This window comes from Actinosynnema sp. CA-299493 (assembly GCF_050946825.1).
In the GTDB taxonomy this organism is placed as follows: domain Bacteria; phylum Actinomycetota; class Actinomycetes; order Mycobacteriales; family Pseudonocardiaceae; genus Actinosynnema.
In genome coordinates this window covers 3179874-3196298 of sequence record NZ_CP191993.1, presented here as the reverse complement: position 1 = coordinate 3196298, position 16425 = coordinate 3179874, and the positions used below count along the sequence as shown (strand labels likewise).

The 16425-nt window shown below is 72.9% G+C and carries 16 protein-coding genes; 6 read left to right on the top strand and 10 right to left on the bottom strand.

Features of this window, described 5'->3' with window-relative positions; translation table 11 throughout:
- Positions 1 to 36: 36 nt before the first annotated feature.
- Positions 37 to 534: a MarR family winged helix-turn-helix transcriptional regulator gene (locus ACQPYE_RS14940; RefSeq protein ID WP_498721791.1), complete on the bottom strand. Its 498-nt coding sequence runs from the start codon at positions 532 to 534 to the stop codon at positions 37 to 39.
- Between the two features lie 41 nt (positions 535 to 575).
- Here ACQPYE_RS14940 and ACQPYE_RS14935 point away from each other — a divergent pair, with 41 nt between their 5' ends.
- Positions 576 to 1520, top strand: coding sequence for an EamA family transporter (locus ACQPYE_RS14935; RefSeq protein ID WP_498721789.1), 945 nt, complete (start codon positions 576 to 578; stop codon positions 1518 to 1520).
- A gap of 76 nt (positions 1521 to 1596) precedes the next feature.
- Here ACQPYE_RS14935 and ACQPYE_RS14930 read toward each other — a convergent pair whose 3' ends face one another.
- Positions 1597 to 2133, bottom strand: coding sequence for an ArsR/SmtB family transcription factor (locus ACQPYE_RS14930; RefSeq protein WP_498721787.1), 537 nt, complete (start codon positions 2131 to 2133; stop codon positions 1597 to 1599).
- A 93-nt stretch (positions 2134 to 2226) separates the two neighbouring features.
- Here ACQPYE_RS14930 and ACQPYE_RS14925 point away from each other — a divergent pair, with 93 nt between their 5' ends.
- Positions 2227 to 4077 (top strand): S9 family peptidase, encoded by a 1851-nt coding sequence (locus ACQPYE_RS14925; protein ID WP_498721786.1) that lies wholly within the window; start codon positions 2227 to 2229, stop codon positions 4075 to 4077.
- A gap of 56 nt (positions 4078 to 4133) precedes the next feature.
- Here ACQPYE_RS14925 and ACQPYE_RS14920 read toward each other — a convergent pair whose 3' ends face one another.
- Positions 4134 to 5132 carry a YdcF family protein gene (locus ACQPYE_RS14920; RefSeq protein WP_498721785.1) on the bottom strand — a complete coding sequence of 333 codons (999 nt, stop codon included), beginning with the start codon at positions 5130 to 5132 and terminating at the stop codon, positions 4134 to 4136.
- A gap of 22 nt (positions 5133 to 5154) precedes the next feature.
- Positions 5155 to 6387: a DUF4032 domain-containing protein gene (locus ACQPYE_RS14915; protein WP_498721784.1), complete on the bottom strand. Its 1233-nt coding sequence runs from the start codon at positions 6385 to 6387 to the stop codon at positions 5155 to 5157.
- Positions 6388 to 6537: 150 nt separating this feature from the next.
- Between ACQPYE_RS14915 and ACQPYE_RS14910 the strand changes: the two genes are divergently transcribed.
- The 3 genes from ACQPYE_RS14910 to ACQPYE_RS14900 all read left to right on the top strand — a co-directional run bounded on the left by ACQPYE_RS14910 (position 6538) and on the right by ACQPYE_RS14900 (position 9260).
- Complete coding sequence (locus tag ACQPYE_RS14910) at positions 6538 to 7506, top strand: Gfo/Idh/MocA family protein (RefSeq protein WP_498721783.1); 969 nt, start codon at positions 6538 to 6540, stop codon at positions 7504 to 7506.
- A gap of 171 nt (positions 7507 to 7677) precedes the next feature.
- Positions 7678 to 8181 carry a SigE family RNA polymerase sigma factor gene (locus ACQPYE_RS14905; RefSeq protein ID WP_498721782.1) on the top strand — a complete coding sequence of 168 codons (504 nt, stop codon included), beginning with the start codon at positions 7678 to 7680 and terminating at the stop codon, positions 8179 to 8181.
- Positions 8178 to 9260, top strand: coding sequence for an LCP family protein (locus tag ACQPYE_RS14900; RefSeq protein ID WP_498721781.1), 1083 nt, complete (start codon positions 8178 to 8180; stop codon positions 9258 to 9260). Before ACQPYE_RS14905 ends, ACQPYE_RS14900 begins: the two co-directional genes overlap by 4 nt.
- Positions 9261 to 9272: 12 nt before the next feature.
- Here ACQPYE_RS14900 and ACQPYE_RS14895 read toward each other — a convergent pair whose 3' ends face one another.
- The 3 genes from ACQPYE_RS14895 to sbnB all read right to left on the bottom strand — a co-directional run bounded on the left by ACQPYE_RS14895 (position 9273) and on the right by sbnB (position 12105).
- Entirely contained in the window at positions 9273 to 9863 is a 591-nt protein-coding gene (locus ACQPYE_RS14895; RefSeq protein ID WP_498721780.1) for a hypothetical protein, read from the bottom strand.
- 211 nt (positions 9864 to 10074) lie between these two features.
- Complete coding sequence (gene sbnA, locus ACQPYE_RS14890; RefSeq protein WP_498721779.1) at positions 10075 to 11046, bottom strand: 2,3-diaminopropionate biosynthesis protein SbnA; 972 nt, start codon at positions 11044 to 11046, stop codon at positions 10075 to 10077.
- A 36-nt stretch (positions 11047 to 11082) separates the two neighbouring features.
- The gene (sbnB, locus tag ACQPYE_RS14885) at positions 11083 to 12105 is read right to left on the bottom strand and encodes a 2,3-diaminopropionate biosynthesis protein SbnB (RefSeq protein ID WP_498721778.1); all 1023 of its coding nucleotides are present in this window, start codon (positions 12103 to 12105) and stop codon (positions 11083 to 11085) included.
- Positions 12106 to 12335: 230 nt separating this feature from the next.
- On the opposite strand from sbnB, the gene ACQPYE_RS14880 reads away from it, so the two are divergent.
- Positions 12336 to 12908 (top strand): P-loop NTPase family protein, encoded by a 573-nt coding sequence (locus ACQPYE_RS14880; RefSeq protein WP_498721777.1) that lies wholly within the window; start codon positions 12336 to 12338, stop codon positions 12906 to 12908.
- A 162-nt stretch (positions 12909 to 13070) separates the two neighbouring features.
- On the opposite strand, the gene ACQPYE_RS14875 is transcribed toward ACQPYE_RS14880, so the two are convergent.
- From ACQPYE_RS14875 to ACQPYE_RS14865, 3 genes are all read right to left on the bottom strand, one after another.
- Entirely contained in the window at positions 13071 to 14105 is a 1035-nt protein-coding gene (locus ACQPYE_RS14875; RefSeq protein WP_498721775.1) for a LysR family transcriptional regulator, read from the bottom strand.
- A 394-nt stretch (positions 14106 to 14499) separates the two neighbouring features.
- Positions 14500 to 15486: a Gfo/Idh/MocA family protein gene (locus ACQPYE_RS14870; protein WP_498721774.1), complete on the bottom strand. Its 987-nt coding sequence runs from the start codon at positions 15484 to 15486 to the stop codon at positions 14500 to 14502.
- Between the two features lie 167 nt (positions 15487 to 15653).
- Positions 15654 to 16418, bottom strand: a complete 765-nt coding sequence (locus ACQPYE_RS14865; RefSeq protein ID WP_498721773.1) for an AfsR/SARP family transcriptional regulator — start codon at positions 16416 to 16418, stop codon at positions 15654 to 15656.
- Positions 16419 to 16425 lie beyond the last annotated feature (7 nt).

Genomic DNA, 16425 nt, shown 5'->3' with positions numbered 1-16425 from the left:
CAAACGACGCCGGTGCGACGGCGGTGGGCGCGGCGGTCAGCGCGGCGGTTCGAAGCGGGCCAGCCAGGTGGTGAGGATCCGCTCCAAGTGCCCGGCGTCGTCGGCGTCGAGGGCGTCGAGCAGCTGCCGCTCGTTGGCCATGTGCTCGGCGAACGCCTGGTCGATCACCCGCTTGCCCGCCTCGGTCAACGCGACCACGCGCCGCCTGGCGTCGTCCTGCCCCGCCCTCCGCGTCACCAGGCCGTCCCGCTCCAGCCGGTCGATGCGCTTGGTGATCGCGCCCGTGGTCACCATCGTGTACTGGGCCAGCTCCCCCGGCGCGCGCTCGTACGGCGCGCCCGCGCGGCGCAACGCGGCCAGCACGTCGAACTCGCCCTCACCGAGCCCGTGCCGCCGGTACACCACGGCCAGTTGCTCGGTCAGCACGGCCGCGAGTCGGTGCAGCCTGCCGATCACGCCCTGGGGCGTGACGTCGAGGTCCGGCCGTTCCCGAGCCCATTCGGCCTGGATCCGGGCCACGCGGTCGAGTTCCATGCCACCACACTATAGCTTCCGTGGAAGCTATAGTGTCTTCCGTGGAAACTGTCCGGTGGGGCCTGGTCACCGCCATCGCCCCGGTCGCGTGGGGCTCGACGTACTACGTCACGCACCACTTCCTGCCCGCCGACCAGCCGCTGTGGGGCGGGGTGCTGCGCGCGCTCCCCGCCGGCGTGCTGCTGCTCCTCTTGTGCCGCGAACGTCCTCGTGGCCCGTGGTGGTGGCGGTCGCTCGTGCTCGGCACGGTGAACATGGGCGCGTTCTTCGCGCTCGTCTACCTCGCCGCGCAGCTGCTGCCGACCAGCCTGGCCTCGACCATCATGGCCACGTCGCCGGTCGTGATGATCGCCCTGGCGTGGCCCCTGCTCGGTGAACGACCACGCGGCCGGGCGGTGCTGGGCGCGCTCACGGGCATCGTCGGCGTGGTGCTCATGCTCGCCTCGGGCCTGAACGCCGTCGACCCGATCGGGGTCCTCGTGTCGGTCGCCGCGATGGCCATGTCCGCGTTCGGGCACGTCCTCACGAAGCGCTGGGGCGCGGGCGCGGACGTGCTGCCGGTGACGTCGTGGCAGCTCCTCGCGGGTGGCGCGGTGCTCGTCGGGCCGGCGCTCGTGGTCGAGGGCGCTCCCCCGCCGCTCACCAGCGCCGGTCTGCTCGGCTTCGCGTTCGTGTCCGTGGTCGCCACCGCGCTCGCGTTCGTCGCCTGGTTCACCGGCCTGCGCCACCTGGACGCGGGGACGGTGGGGCTGATCGGCCTGCTCAACCCGGTCACCGGGGTCGTGCTCGGCGTGCTGCTGGCCGACGAGTCGCTGGGTGCGCGCCAAGCGCTCGGACTCGTGCTCGTGCTGTCCGGCGTGGTGCTCGGGCAGCACGCCGGACGCCGGACCCACCCCCGGAGGGACGGGCACGGCGCCGCCGAGAACCAGGTTCAGTGCCGCACGGCCGGCGCCGCCACACCGTCATCGCATCCCGGAATGACGTGAGATCCACCGATGTCCCCAGTGGACTGCAACCAAGGCTGACCAAGGGGACAACCATCGTCCGATCGGGCACCCGGGCTCACCGCTCCGGACGCGCCACCAACGACCACAGGTAGCTCAACGGCTCGCCGTCCGCGTCGTCGCGCTCGACGAACTCGGTGATCAGCGCGATCATCCGGGCGTTGAGCTCCGCCTGCGACTCCGCCCCGAGGCGCAGCACACCCCGGGCGGTGTCCCGGTAGGCGTCCGGCCCGGCCTCCAGCACCTCGGCCCGGTGCGCGGCGAGCATCGCCAGGTCCACCCGCTGGACCAGGCCCTCGCCCTCGACGTCGACCAGCCCCAACCGCCACGTCCGGCCGGTCGACCGGTACGGCCGCTCCACCGCGCCGCGCGCGCCGCTGCGCACCGGTTCGGCGACCAGGAAGTCCTGCTTCACCAACGCCCGCACGTGCCGCAGCACGGTCGCCGGCGCGACGCCGAGCCGGTCCGCCAGCTCCTTGTTCGTCAACGCCCGGTCCCAGCACAACCGCAGGACGCGCCACCGCAGCGGGTGCGCGAGCACCTTCAGCTCCTCGACCGTGGCGTCGCGGGCGGGGTGGTCAGACGGGACCGGCACGCCGCCGAGGCTAACCCACCCGCCCTTGCCGCGTCCGCCGGCGATTTGGTTCACTGTCACTGATTGCACAATTTGAAATCACTTGGGGGCGGCGTGGACGGATCGGCGCGGCAGGTCGGCGAGGAGCACGGCGGCACGGCGGGCTGGACCGACTTCGAGTGGTTGACCGGCGCGGAGCCGAGCCCGGACGGCCGGGGCGTGGTGTTCGTCGGCGACGCCTCCGGCCGGCCGCAGCCGTGGGTGTCGACGCTGGGCGGAACCCCTCGTCACGTGGAGGTGGCCGGGTCGGTCCGCCGGTGCGTGTGGCGGCCGGACGGCGCGCGGCTGCTGGTGCTGACGGACCCGAACGGCGGCGAGGACCACCGGCTGGCCGAGGTCGACCCGGTGACGGGCGAGGTGGAGTGGCTGGTCGCCGAGGAGGGCGTGCGGTGCGAGATCGGCACCCCGCACGGCAGCAACGGACGGCCTTACAGCCCGGACGGGTCGCTGCTCGCCTACGCGTCCAACGCCCGTGACCGCGAGGTGTTCGACGTGCTGGTGCGCGACCTGCGCACCGGCGGCGAGCGGATCGTGCTGCGCGGCGACGACCGCTACCTGCCCATCGCCTTCTCCCCCGACGCGCGGCTGCTGCTCGTGCTGCGGCTGCACCAGAACACCGAGCAGGACCTGTTCGCGTGCGACCTCGCCACCGACGAGGTCCGGCTGCTCACCCCGCACGACGGCCCGGCGAAGTACCACCCGTTCGCGTGGCTGCCCGACTCCTCCGGCGTCTACCTGTGCACGACCCAGGGCCGTGACTTCCTCGGTCTCGCCACGCTGTCCCTGGACGGCGGGCTGACCTGGCTCGACACCCCCGAGTCCGATGTGGAGGGCGGGGCCCTCGCACCGGACGGCACGCGGCTGGCGTGGGGCCTCAACGAGAACGGCTGCACGCGGCTGAGGTGGGCGGAGGTCGGCGGCCCACCCGCCGACGTCACCGGGCTCCCGCGCGGTGTCGCGGTCACCGAGTTCGGCCTCGACGGCTTCGCGCCGCGGTTCACCGCGGCCGGCGACCTGCTGGTCCAGCTCGGCCGGCCGGACGGGGCGACCGACCTGTTCCTGGTGGACCTGCCGGGCGGCCGGGCCAGGCAGCTGACCGACTGCGGCGCACGGCTGCCGGACGCGATCGTGCCGCCGACCCTCGTGCACGCGACCAGCGCGGACGGCGAAACCGTGCCGTGCCTGCTCTACCGGCCGCCGTCGGCGGGCGCGGACCGCGCGACACCGGTGGTGGTGACCGTCCACGGTGGACCGGAGTACCAGGCGAAGCCGATGTTCGACCCACTGGTGCAGTCGCTGCTGGCGCGCGGGATCGGCGTGCTGGCGCCGAACTCCCGCGGCTCGTCCGGCTGCGGGATGCGCTACCAGCGGCTGATCTACCGCGACTGGGGCGGCGGCGACCTGGCCGACCTGGAGGCGTCGGTGCGGCTGCTGGACGACGTGCCCTGGGCGGACACGACGCGGCTGGGCGTGCACGGCGCGTCGTACGGCGGGTTCGCCGCGCTGTCGTGCCTGACCAGGCTGCCGCACCTGTGGCGGGCCGGTGTGAGCGAGTGCGGGCCGTCGGACCTGCTCAGCGACATCGAGGGGTTCCCGCCGACCTGGCGCAAGCGGGCGGTGGACTGGATCGGCGATCCCGACGACCCCGCCGACGTGGCCGTCCTCACCGAGCGCAGCCCGCTCGGCAACGCGCACCGCCTCACCGCGCCGGTGCTGCTCATGCACGGCGAGAACGACGCCAACGTCGACCCGGCGGAGTCCGAGCGGATGTACCGCAGGCTGCGTGAGCTGGGCAAACCGACGCGACTCGTGCTGCACCCCGGCGTCGGTCACGAGTGGGCCAGGGAAGGGCTCGCCGCGACCATCGGACTGATCGTCTCCTGGTTCACCGACCACCTCCGCTGAACCCCCTCCGCCGCGTGCTCCGACGTGATCCCCGCGGGAGACCGCCGCGCGGAGGCTCAGGACAGGGTCAGCAGCAGGTGCAGGCCGACCAGCAGGCCGCACGTGGCGGTGTGCACGACCGGGTTCTGGGCCAGCAGGGCGGCGAACTCGCGCAGGAACGCGCTGGGCAGGAAGTACCACGCCGTCGGCGCGCCGATGATCTGCATGCGCAGCCGCAGCCGCCGGGCCAGCACGGCGGCGCGGAAGACGTGGAAGTTGTTGGTCACCGCGACCGCACGGCCCGTCCACCGCCGTTCGGCGAGGAGCTTCGCGCTGTAGGACAGGTTCTCCTCGGTCGTCGTCGCGCGGTCCTCCAGCACGATCAGCTCGTCCGGCACGTCCCGGCGCAGCAGGTAGTCGCGCATCGCCGCCGCCTCGGACACCGCCTCGTCCGGCCCCTGCCCGCCCGAGACGACGAGCAGCGGCGTGCGGCCCGCGGCCACCTCCCGGCGGTACAGGTGCAGGCAGCGGTCCAGTCGCGCGGCCAGCAACGGCGGCACCCGGTCGCCGATCAGGCCCGCTCCGAGCACCACGATCGCGTCGAAGCCCGTGCGGCGGCCGACGCTGCCGTACGCGATCGAGTACAGCAGCAGGCTGACGAACAGGAACGCGACGTAGGCCGAGACGATCAGCAGCGACCCGATCACCGCGTCGACCACCGGCCCGGTGTGCGCGGTGGCGAACCCGAACGCGACCACCAGGCCGAAGATCGCGAGCCCGGCGAGCAGCGAGAGCAGGTTCGCCAGGCCGAGACCCTCGCGGCGCAGCATGAGCACGCCGTTGGCGACCAGCGCGCCCGGCAGCACGAAACCCAGCCCCAGCAGCACGGCCACGAACGCGTACCCGACGGCGACGGCCGGCCACCCGCCGGTCGCCGAGGCCCGGAACACCAGCCACAGCAGGAGGAGCACCAGCGTCACGCCGAGCCACACCGCGTTGCCGAGGCGCCGCCGGTCCCGGATCACGCCGACCACGAAGAACAGGGCGGGCACGAGCGCCGCGATCCCGAAGATCATGCCGGCCAATGTAGACGGCCGGTCACTCGAAGTCGTCGTCCCCGGGCGAGCTGTCCCGATCCGACGCCTCCTGCTCCGGCAGCACGGTGGCGAGGTAGGAGCGCAGCGCGGCGGTGGTGCCCACGTCGCGGCCCGCGTTCTCGGACAGGAACCAGCGGTGGACCAGCACCTCGTGGAACAGCTCCGCCGGCGCCAGCACGCCGAGCAGGTCGGGCGGCACGGCGGCGACCACCGGGTCGTAGACCTCGTTGCGCCACAGGTGGCCGGCGGTCGTCTCGGGCACGGGCGCGCCGTCGCGCTGCTCCAGGTACGCGCGGAACGAGCGCAGGTCGTTGAGCAGGCGCCGGGCCTGGCCCTCCTGCGCCTCCAGGCCGGTGAGCTTGAACAGCTCGCGGCGGCTCTGGCCGATCTCGGCGACCCGGATGTCCACCCGCAGCCGCGCGCCGCTGTCCGAGGTGACCAGCTCGACCTCGTCCACGTCGAAGCCGAGGTCGTTGAGCCGGCGCAGGCGCTCGGCCACCCGGTAGCGCTGCTCGTCGAGCTGGAAGAACTCCTCGCGGGTCACCTCGTCCCACAGCGCGGCGTACCGCCGGGGCACGCTGTCGGCGACCTCGATCGGGTCGATGTCGGACGGCAGCAGGCCGCCGGCCTCCAGGTCCATCAGCTCGCCGCCGATGCGCTCACGGGCCAGGTCCACGTCGTAGGTCCGCTGGCCGGCGGACAGCTGCGGGTGGCGCTCGACGGTCTCGGCGTCCACCAGGTAGGCGGCCAGGTTGCCCGCGTCGAGCCGGAACAGCGTGTTCGACAGCGAGCAGTCGCCCCAGAACGTGCCGGACAGGTGCAGCCGCACCAGCAGCTCGACCAGCACGTCCACCAGGCGCTCGGCCGAGTGCTCGCCGCGCGGGCTGGAGAACAGGTAGCGGTAGGACATCGAGTGGTCGAGGTAGCGGGTGACCAGGATGGCCTGCTGGTCGTCCGGGCGGTCGACGCACAGCCCGAGCACCGACACCGAGGGCATGCCCTCGCCCTCCAGGTCGCCGAGCACGGCGTACTCGTGCCGGGCCAGCGACTCGGCGATCTCCTTGAGCGCGTACACGCGGCCCTCGCTGGCGACGAACCGCACGACGTGCCGCGAGATGCCCCGCTGCGGGACGGTCAGCAGCAGCTTCTCGTCCCACTCCTCCAACGGCTGGGCCCACGGCAGGGAGAGCAGTCCACCGGCCTCGCTGGCGGGTGGGCGGAAGAGGAATCGCATGTGCTCCCCGTGGCTGGTGCGCGCCGGACGAGGCCGAAACTACCTCGTCGCGGTGCCGCCGAGCCACGCGATGTGTCCTGGTCGTCACGATCAAGAAGGCGGCGGCCCCGCCCGATCGGCGTCGTGCGGGGCGCGGGGATACTGCCGGGTGTGGACGCTGCCGAAGTGCAACCGGTCGAGGGACGGACACGGGTCGGGTTGGTCGGGGTCGGCGCCATCGCCCGGACGCACCTGGAGGTGCTCGCCGAACGGCCCGAGGTGGACCTCGTGTTCACCGTCGACCCGCACGCCGAGCCGCCGGTGTTCCGGGGCGCGGTCCCCGCGCACCACCGGGACCTCGACGAGGCCTTGGCAGCGCACCGGCCGCACCTGGTGGTGATCGCCACACCGGCGGACTCGCACGCCGACCTCGCCGCGTCGGTGTTGACCGGCTCCGACGCGCGGGTGCTGGTGGAGAAGCCGCTGGCGCCGGACCCGGCGTCGGTGGACCGGCTGGGCGACCTGCCCGGCTCGCACGACCGGCTGTTCACCGCGCACCACTTCGCGTTCTCGCCCGAGGTGCGGTGGGCGGCCGACCTGGTGGCCGCCCACCCGGAGTGGGGGCCGGTCACCGCCGTCACGTCGGCGTTCACCGACCCGTACGTGCTCAAGGGCGAGCAGGCGTTCACGTCCTACATCTCGGCGTGGACGGACTCGGGCATCAACCAGCTCACCGTGCTGGCCCGCCTGGTGCGGGTCGTGGAGGTGACGTCGCTGCGGGACGAGCGCACGAGCTGCTGGGCCGTGGCGTCGTTCCGGTCCCGCGGCGCGGTGGGCACGGCCCGGTTGCACACCACCTGGCGCACCGGCGCGAGCAGCAAGTCCACCGTCTTCACCTGCGGTGACGTGGAGGTGTGGCTGGATCACACGGCGATGACCGGGTTCGCGTGCCGGGGTGGGGAGCTGCTGGCCGAGCACGGCGGTGACGGTCGGACGCCGCGCAAGGTCGCGCACTACCGGCCGCTGTACGCGAGCCTGCTCTCCGACCGACCGGACCCGATCCTCGGTTTCACCGCCGCCGCGGCCCTGACCGGTCTGCACGCCACCGCCGGCCTCGGCGGACCGGGGACGTCCGCCTGACCGCGCGACGAGTGGTCGGAGTTCCCGCCGGACCACGCCGGTCGGGCCGATCTTCGGCACGGGCCGTGGGCAGAGAGTGTCACAGGTCACACCCGAGTGGTTCAACGGGGGACGTCCTCCGGAGGGTTTCCCGTCCGCAACGGAAACCCGAGAGCGGCGGAAGGGGGCGACGTGCCGGCCGACTACGACCAGTTCGTCACCGAGCGTCTTGATCGACTACTGCGGTACGCCACCGCGTTGACGTGCGACAAGCACCTGGCCCAGGACATCGTCCAGGAGGTGCTGGTGCGCGCGCGGCACAAGTGGGCACGGATCGGCGCGGTCGACGTGCCCTACCTGTACGTCAAGCGGATGGTGACCAACGAGTACCTGTCGTGGCGTCGCCGCCGGGCGGCCCGGGACGTGTCCTCCACCCACGTCGTGCTCGACGACCTGGCCCCCGCGGTCGCCGACCCGGCCGTGCGCCACGCCGAGCGGGACGCGATGCGCGCCCGGATCGCCGTGCTGCCGCGCAAGCAGCGGGCCGCGCTCGTGCTGCGCTACTACGAGGACAGCACCGACGCCGAGATCGCCGCAATCCTGGGCTGCACGGAGGGGACCGTCCGCAGCCACATCTCCCGCGCGCTGCACACGCTGCGGGTCAACGAGAACGCGCCGTCGGAGGTGCTGCGATGACCGACACCCGGCAAGAGGCCCTCATCCGCGAAGCGATCTCGGCCGAGGCCGGCCAGGCCGTCGACCGCCGGACCGTGCTGGCGAACCTGCACGGCGAGCGGACCCGGCGGCGGCCCTTCGCGCTGTTCGCCGCGGCCGGGTTGACCGTCGTCGCCGCGGCCGTCGCGGTGGTCGTGCCGCTGACCGTGGACCGGAGCGCGGCGCCGCCGACCACCGATCCGGCCGCGCCCCCCGCGACCACGACCGCGCGGACCGTGCTGCTGATCGGCCTGGACGGGGCGGCGAACACCGACTCCGTCGTGCTGGCGAAGGTCGGCGTCGACGGCGTGGTCAGCGCGGCGGCGCTGCCCGGGGACGCCCTGGTCGACATCCCCGGCGTGGGCCGGGGCCGGCTGAACTCGGCCTACGCCCGGGCCCACGAGGCGGCGCGGGCCGAGGGGCGCGACGGCGACTCGGCGGGCGTGGAGTCGCTCGTCCGGACCGTCGGGTCGCTGACCGGCGTGCCGGTCGACCACTACGCGGCGGTCGACATGGCGGCGTTCAGCACGCTGTCCGAGGCGGTCGGCGGCGTGCCCGTCTGCCTCCGGCGCCCGGCCCGCGACGAGCTCTCCGGCATCGACCTGCCCGCCGGGCCGCAGTCGGTCTCGGGCGCCCAGGCGTTGGCGTTCCTGCGGCAGCGCAACGGGCTCGCGAACGGCGACCTCGACCGGATCCTGCGGCAACAGGCGTTCCTGCGCTCGCTCGCGGCGAAGGTGGCCGAGGCCGGGCCGGCGCAGGTCGCCCGGCTGGCGCAACTGGTGGCGACCAGCGTGCGCGTCGACCCCGGCCTGGACGTGCTCGACCTCGCCGGGCGGCTCACCCCCACCGTGCGGACCGCGATCATCCCGCTCGGCGACGAGGTCGACGTCGACGGGGGCCGGGGCCACCAGGTCGACCCGGTGGCGGTGCGGACGTTCATGGCGGGTTTCCTCGCCGACGGTGCCACCGGCACGCCCACCGGCGGCCACTCCGTCCCGCCACCCGCCACGGAGACCGAGGCGCCCGGTCGGACCTCGCCGCCCGTCGACTGCGTGCGCTGATCCCGGCCTGGGCTACAGCGGCAACGGCTCGGTGATCTGCAGGCCGGCGTCCACGCTCGCCACCAGCAGCTCCACCTGGTGGGGCGAGTGGACGCCGGCCCAGCTGCGCAACGGGCCGAGGAAGTCGGCCAGGTCGCGTTGCGCGGCGCGCAGCATCGCGGGCAGCGCGGTCCGGGGCACGTCCACGTGCGGCACGTCGCGTCCTTCGTGCACCCACACGCGGACCACGTCCACGCCGACGTACTCGACCCACGGCGCGGGAGGGTGGCCGAGGTCGACCGGCGCGCGGTGCAGCGCGTGCAACCACGTGCGCCACTCGAACAGGTCGGTGCCGACGGGTTCGACGCGCACGCCGTCGTCGCCGTCGAGGAGCAGCCCGCCACGCCCGCACAGGGTGTCGAAGCCGATCAGCTCGTGCACGGCCGCGGCTGCGGTCCGGGCGTCCCGGCCGCCGCTGTGCAGGTACATCGCGCAGAGCACCGAGCCGACGTCGTCCTGCCCCACCCTCCCGTCCAGGTGCAGCCAGCCGCCGTCGCCGGACACCGGCCACAGGTCGAAGTTCTCCGGCGCGTACCTGGTGATCACTGGCGAGAACCGGGCCACCTCCCCGAGGCTAGCGCGCGATCGCCCCGGCGACAGGGGCCGCCGGGGCGATCGTGGTTCTCCAACTGCCGTAAGGCCGGCCGGCCCGCCCACGCGCGGTCAGTCGGTCTGGCAGTCGGTCGGGCAGTGCGACATCAGGGTGCGGAACTCCGCGATCTCGACCACGGGCGGCGACCGGCGGACAGGGGCGGCCGTCGGGTCACGGCAGGCTTTACGCGGGCGTGGCGTCCTCGGCGAGCAGGTCCGCGCCGTAACTGTCGCTGATCCACTGGTCCCGGTAGACGGTGTCCAGGTAGCGGTCGCCGAGGTCCGGCGCGATCGCCACCGCGATCACGTCGCCGTCGGGCCGGTTGCGCGCGAGCCAGTCGGCCGCGCCGGAAATCACCGTGCCGGTCGAGCCGCCGAACAGGAAGCCGTGCCGCAGCAACGACCGGCAGGCGCGCACGGTGTCCCGCTCCGCCACGTGCAGCACCTCGTCCACGAACGACTCGTCCAGCAGCGGCGGGCGGACGCTGGTGCCCAGGCCCGGCAGCAGTCGCGGTAGCGCGGGCGTGCCGAAGGTGACCGAGCCGACCGAGTCCACCGCGACGACCCGCACCGACGGCTTGTTCTCCTTGAAGTACCGCGCGCAGCCCATCAGCGTGCCGGTGCTGCCCGCGCCGATGAACACCACGTCGACCTCGGGGAAGCTCTTCAGGATCTCCGGGCCGGTGCTCTGGAAGTGCGCCATCCAGTTCGCCGGGTTGGCGTACTGGTTGAGCCACACGAAACCCTCGTCCTCGCACACCTGCTTGACGTAGCGGATGCGGGCGCCGAGGTAGCCGTCCTGGGGGTCGGGCTCGGTGATGACGTGCACCCGCGCGCCCAACGCCTCCATCAGCTGCCTGGTGGCGGGGTTGCAGCGCGCGTCGGTGACGCACAGGAACCGGTAGCCGCGGCTCGCCGCCACCATCGCCAGCGCCACCCCGAGGTTCCCCGACGAGCTCTCCACCAGCGTCGCGCCCTCGCGCAGGGTGCCCGCGCGCACGGCGGCGGACACCATCTCGTTGGCGGCCTTGAGCTTGATGGACCCGGCGAAGTTGAACCCCTCGCACTTGAGGTACAGCGGGTGGCCCGAGAGCCGCCGGAGGTCCACGTAGAGGTCGTCCACGTTGAAATCCTGGGGCGTCGATATCACTGGCATGCGCCGACTCCTAGGCGAGGTGCACGGTCAGGCGGTTCAGCGCTTGCCGTGGCGGTCGAGGTCGTGGAAGAAGTCCGGGACCACGGCCAGCCGACCCGCCCGCGACACCTCGTCGTAGACGTGCTTGCCGACCGCCAGGTCCAGCACGCCCAGGCCGAACGGGGAGAACACCAGCGGCCGGTCCGCCGGTGGCGTCACCGCTCCGGTCATGACGTCGTGCAACGTGCCGGACAGGAACTCCCGGTTGCCGGTGAGCTGCTCGGCCAGGTGCGGCGAGGTGTTCGCCTTCAGGCAGTGCTCGACGTCGTCCACCACGTTCGCGGACGCGAGGATCACCTCGGGCGACAGGTCGCGCAACGACACGTGCAGCACCAGCGGGTTGTGGTCGAACCACGCCGGGTCGGTGACGTGCGGCGTGCCCGCGACGGTGGCGAACACGACCAGGTCGCTCGACCGGATCAGGCTCTCGGCGCTGTCGTGGACCTCCACCGCGCCGTCGCCCGCGTCCAGGGCGTACTCGCGGAAGCCGTTCGCGGAGTCGGCGCTCAGGTCGTGCACGCCGACCTGGTCGAAGCTCCACCCGGTCGCGGTCAGGTAGGTGTGGATGTAGCGGGCGATCAGGCCTGTGCCGACGAACCCGACCCTGGCGGGGCGGTGCCGGCCTCGGCTGAGCCAGTCCGCGGCCAGCGCGGCGGACGCGGCGGTGCGCACCGCGCTGACGATGGAGCTCTCCAGGCAGGCGATCGGGTAGCCGGTCTCGCGGTCGTTGAGGATCAGCACCGCGGACGCGCGCGGCAGGCCTGCGGCGACGTTCGCGGGGAAGCTGGAGATCCACTTCACCCCGTGCACGCCGATGTCGCCGCCGATGGAGGCGGGCAGCGCGATGATCCGCGACGAGGGGTCTTCGGGGAACCGCAGGAAGTAGGACGGTGGATTGATCGTGGCGCCTTCACCGTGCCACCGGTAGGCCGCCTCGACGAGTTCGAGCACGTGCTTCTCGCGCCCTCGCAGTACCTCGTCGACCTGAGCGCCCGAAATCACCGCGAAGGCAGGTGCCACGTTGTCGTCCCTCTCTCGTCAAGCCCGGTGAGCGGCCCGACCGACCGGGAAGCGCTCTCGACCACATCCTCGCGAACACGGCTGACAACCCGCTGACACGTCACTGACGGCGGTGGACAGGGGGAACCCACAGCTGTCGGACCCGTCGCCGTGCGGCACCACCGCGGTGGGCCTCCAGCCCGGTGAGAGCGGGCCGGCTCGGTCACCTCCCCTGCTGGGAGGCTGGGCGCATGACCCCGCGGCGGATCGTGGTGCTCGGCGTGAGCGGCGCCGGCAAGTCGACGTTGGCGCGCGAGCTGGCGCCTCTCGTGGGTGGCCCGCACGTGGAGCTGGACGCGATCCAGCACGGCCCGGACTGGACGACGCCACCGGCGGACGAGATCCGGGCGCGGGTGGCGGCGGTGACGGACGGGCCGGCGTGGGTGGTCGACGGCAACCTGGCCTCGGTGACGGCGGACGTGCTGTGGCACCGGGCGGACCTGATCGTGTGGCTGGACCTGCCGCTCCGGGTGGCCCTGCCGCGGTTGGCGCGCCGCAGCACGGCCCGGATCGCGCGCCGGACCGTGCTGTGGAACGGCAACCGGGAACGGCCGGCGTTCCTGGTGGGCCGGGACTCGGTGCTGGTGTGGGCCGTGAAGGCCGGCCGCAGGCACCGGGCCGAGTACCCCGGCCAGCTGGCGCGGGCCGGGGTGCCCTGGGTGCGGCTGCGGTCGGCCGCCGGGGTGGCGCGGTGGCTGGCGGGGTTCGCCGCGGTGAGCCGACGCCCACCCGGAACGGGTCGCCCCGACCCGACTCCCCGGTGACCGTCGCCCTCAAGTCCCGCGAGTCCTACGTTCGCGGTTCGAGAGTCCTACGTCCAGGCCCCCCGAATTCAACGCTCACGTCCCGGTGCGGGGTGTCTGAGCGTTGAATTCGGGGGTCGCGAACGTAGGACTCTCGAACCTTGGACGTAGGACTCGCGGGGCTCAGGTGGCGGCGGTGCGGGAGGACTGGGCCTGTGGCTGGTCACCGGCCGAATCGCGCGGCCACCACCGGGTCGGGCGCGGCAGGAACGCGGCCAGCTCCGGGAAGTCGGTCGGCCGCTCGGTCATCCAGTTCCAGTAGCGCGGGATCGAACGGGCGTACTCGCAGTAGTACCGGCGCAACGCGTCGATCAGCAGCCGCAGCGTGTTCGGGTGGATCGACCCCGGCCGCCACACGAGCAGCAGCCTGCTGCGCAACGGCTCGGTCATCGCCACCAGGCTCACGTCCGACGTCGACCCGGTCGGCGTGGCCAACGCCGCCGCCCCCGCGTCGCGCACCCAGCTCATCGCCTCGGCGTGCCCGCCCGCGTAGTGCATGACCTCCGGCGTGGGGTGGTCGAGCCTGCGGAACAGGTGCTCCTCGACGACGTGGAACCAGTGCCCGGGCACGTGGTGCACCCAGCTCAGCGACAGCATGTGCCTTCGGCTCACCGTAGTCCTGCGCGCGAGCGCGTGATCACGCGGCAGCGCCAGCCAGATCGGCTCGCGCACGATGATCTCCTTGGCCAGCGCGGGATCGAGGTCCCGCACCCCGTCCACCGCTTCCGGGCTGGGCACGAGCGCCGCGGTGAGCTCGCCGCGGCTGACCGCGTCCACGCCGAGGGCCGGGTCGAGCGTCACCGTCTGCACCTCGACCGAGGGCAGTGACGACTGCAACGCGCGCCGCAGCGTCACCGGTGTCCATTCGGCGTTGCCGATGCGGAGAATTCCGGAGGACAGCGAGGACGCCTCCGCGACCACCGCGTCGGCCCTGGTGGCGAGATCCGCCAGCATCGGGATCAATCGCTCCCCCAGCGGCGTCGGAGTGATCCCGAAGGCCGAACGCACGAACAGGTCGCCGCCGACCGCCTTCTCGATCCGTCTCAGTTGGGCGGTGAGGCTCGGTTGGGGCAGGGACAGCTTCGCCGCGGCCTTCGAGATGCTGCCGGCCTCGGCAAGGGTGGTGACCACCCTGGCGTGACGTATCTCCAGGTGCATGCATCCAACCCCTTCGCGTCGTTACTCGGGGTCCACTAACTCCGGCGGGTTCGGGGATTTCCCGCACCCGCCTCGTTCGTGCCGGGCGGCCGTTCCAACCTACCCCACGGGGTGAACGCGAGAGGAGGAGTTCACGCGACCGCCAACCATTCGTTGTGTCTTCAACAGAAATTACGGAAACGGTGACTTCGCCCTTCCGCACACAGCGATAGGTCCCCGCGTGGCGAGCAAGAACGTGAATCTATCTCCGATTCAAGGGGGTGGTTGATGTCGTCCGACCGCATTGCGCCCGCAAGGTGTTGACGGCCCGCGCGCAGCCTGATGAAGACCCGCATCCGCAAGGGCTCGCAGCGACGCCGCGCACCCCGCCGGTGGAAAGCGGCGGGCTGACGTGTCACGGCCGGCGGCGGAGGTCCACTTCGGCGCCGGTCGCGGCCGACCGGACGAGCGCTTGGCCCACCCGGGCGGTGCGCGCCGAGTGCGCGGGCGACACCAGCGGCGTGATCCGCTCGCGGACCGCCTCGGCGAAAGCGGCGGCCTGGTGTTCGTAGGCGTCGGAGGCCGGCACCGCCTCGTCGCGCACGCCGTCCAGCGTGACGACCGTGATCAGCCCTTCCTCGTCCGGACGGGTCCACGCGTTGCGCACGGAGATCGATCCGCGCGTGCCCTGGAACTCGTAGGTCGCGCGCGGCCCGTACTCGAGGCTGTAGTCCATCACGGCCCACCGGCCGTCGCCGAAGTCGAGCGTCGCCACCGCGCTCAGGTCGACCTCCCGCGAGTGGAACCGGGCCCGCACCGCGCGCGGCTCGGCGTCGAACGCCCACAGCGGCACGTCGAACGCGTAGCAGCCGACGTCCCAGGTCGCGCCGCCGCCCAGCGCCGGGTCGAACCGGATGTTGTCCTCGACCGCGGTCGGGTAGGCGAACGCCGACCGCACCACCCGCAGCTCGCCGATCTCGCCCGAGGCCAGCAGTTCGGCCGCACGCCGCTGCTGCGGGTGGAAGCGGTACATGTACGCCTCCATCACCACGAGGTCGGCGGCGGCGCGCTCGACGCGCACGCAGTCCTCTTCGGACAACGCCATCGGCTTCTCCACCAGCACGTGCTTGCCCGCGTCGAGCGAGCGCAACGTCCACGGCACGTGCTGGGTGTTGGGCAGCGCGATGTACACGGCGTCGACGTCCGGGTCGGCCAGCAGCTCGTCGTACCCGTCGTGCACGCGGGCCCCGAACGGACGCGCCACCTCTACCGCCTTCGCGCGCCGCCCCGCCCTGCTCGCCACCGCCACCACCGCGTTGCCCGCCGTCCGGTGGATCGCCGGCACCACCCGGCTCGCGATGTGCCCAGTGGCCCCGAGGACACCCCAACGCAGCGGCTTCACCCTCAGCACCTTAACCGCTTCACCGCGAGTCCTACACCCAGAACGCGTGAGTCCTACGTTCAGGACCCCCGAGTTCAACGCTCAGTACACCGCACCAGAGCCGGCCGCAGCCGGCCGTCCTCCGTCACCGCCGCGGCGCCGCTGCCCGGTCCACTTCGGACACCCGGCTAGACCGCCACCCGGCGTGGCGACGCCAGCACGGGGTCGGCGGTGAGGATCGCCAGGTGCACCTCGCGCAGCAGCGAGCCGGGGTCGATGCCCAGCTCGTCGGCGAGCATCCGGCGGCCCTCCTCGTAGAGCACGAGCGCGTCGGCCTGCCGGTCGCAGCGGTAGAACGTGGTCATGAGCTGGGCGCGGAACCGCTCCTGCAACGGGTGCCGGCGCACGAGCTTGGTCAGCTCGGGCAGCAGCTGGGCGTGCCTGCCCAACGCGAGGTCGGCCTCGACGCGGCCGGCCAGCGCGGCGATCCGCGTCTCCTCCAGCCGCGGCGCCTCGGCGTCCGCCAGGTGCTCCGACACGCCCGTCAACGCGGGACCGCGCCACAGCCGCAACGCCGCGCGCAGCAGCCGGGCCGCGTCCTCGTAGTGGCCGGCGGCGAGCGCGGACTGGCCCCGTGCCGCCTGCTCCTCGAACTCCCGCAGGTCGAACGCGCACTCGGCGAGCCGCAGCTCGTAGCCGCGGGAACGGCGGGTGATGCCGACCTCGCGCCGCAGCGTCTTGCGCAATCGCGAGACGTAGGTGTAGATCTGCGCGTTGAACGTGGCGGGCGGGTGGTCGCCCCACAGGAAATCGCTCATCTGGGTGTCGGAGACGACGCCGTTGTCGGCGAGCAGCAACGCGGTGAGGACGGTGCGCGGTTTCGACCCGTCCAGCGGCACCTCCTGCCCGTCGTGGTGCACCTCGACCGGTCCCAAGACCCGGAACTCCAGCACTTCGCCT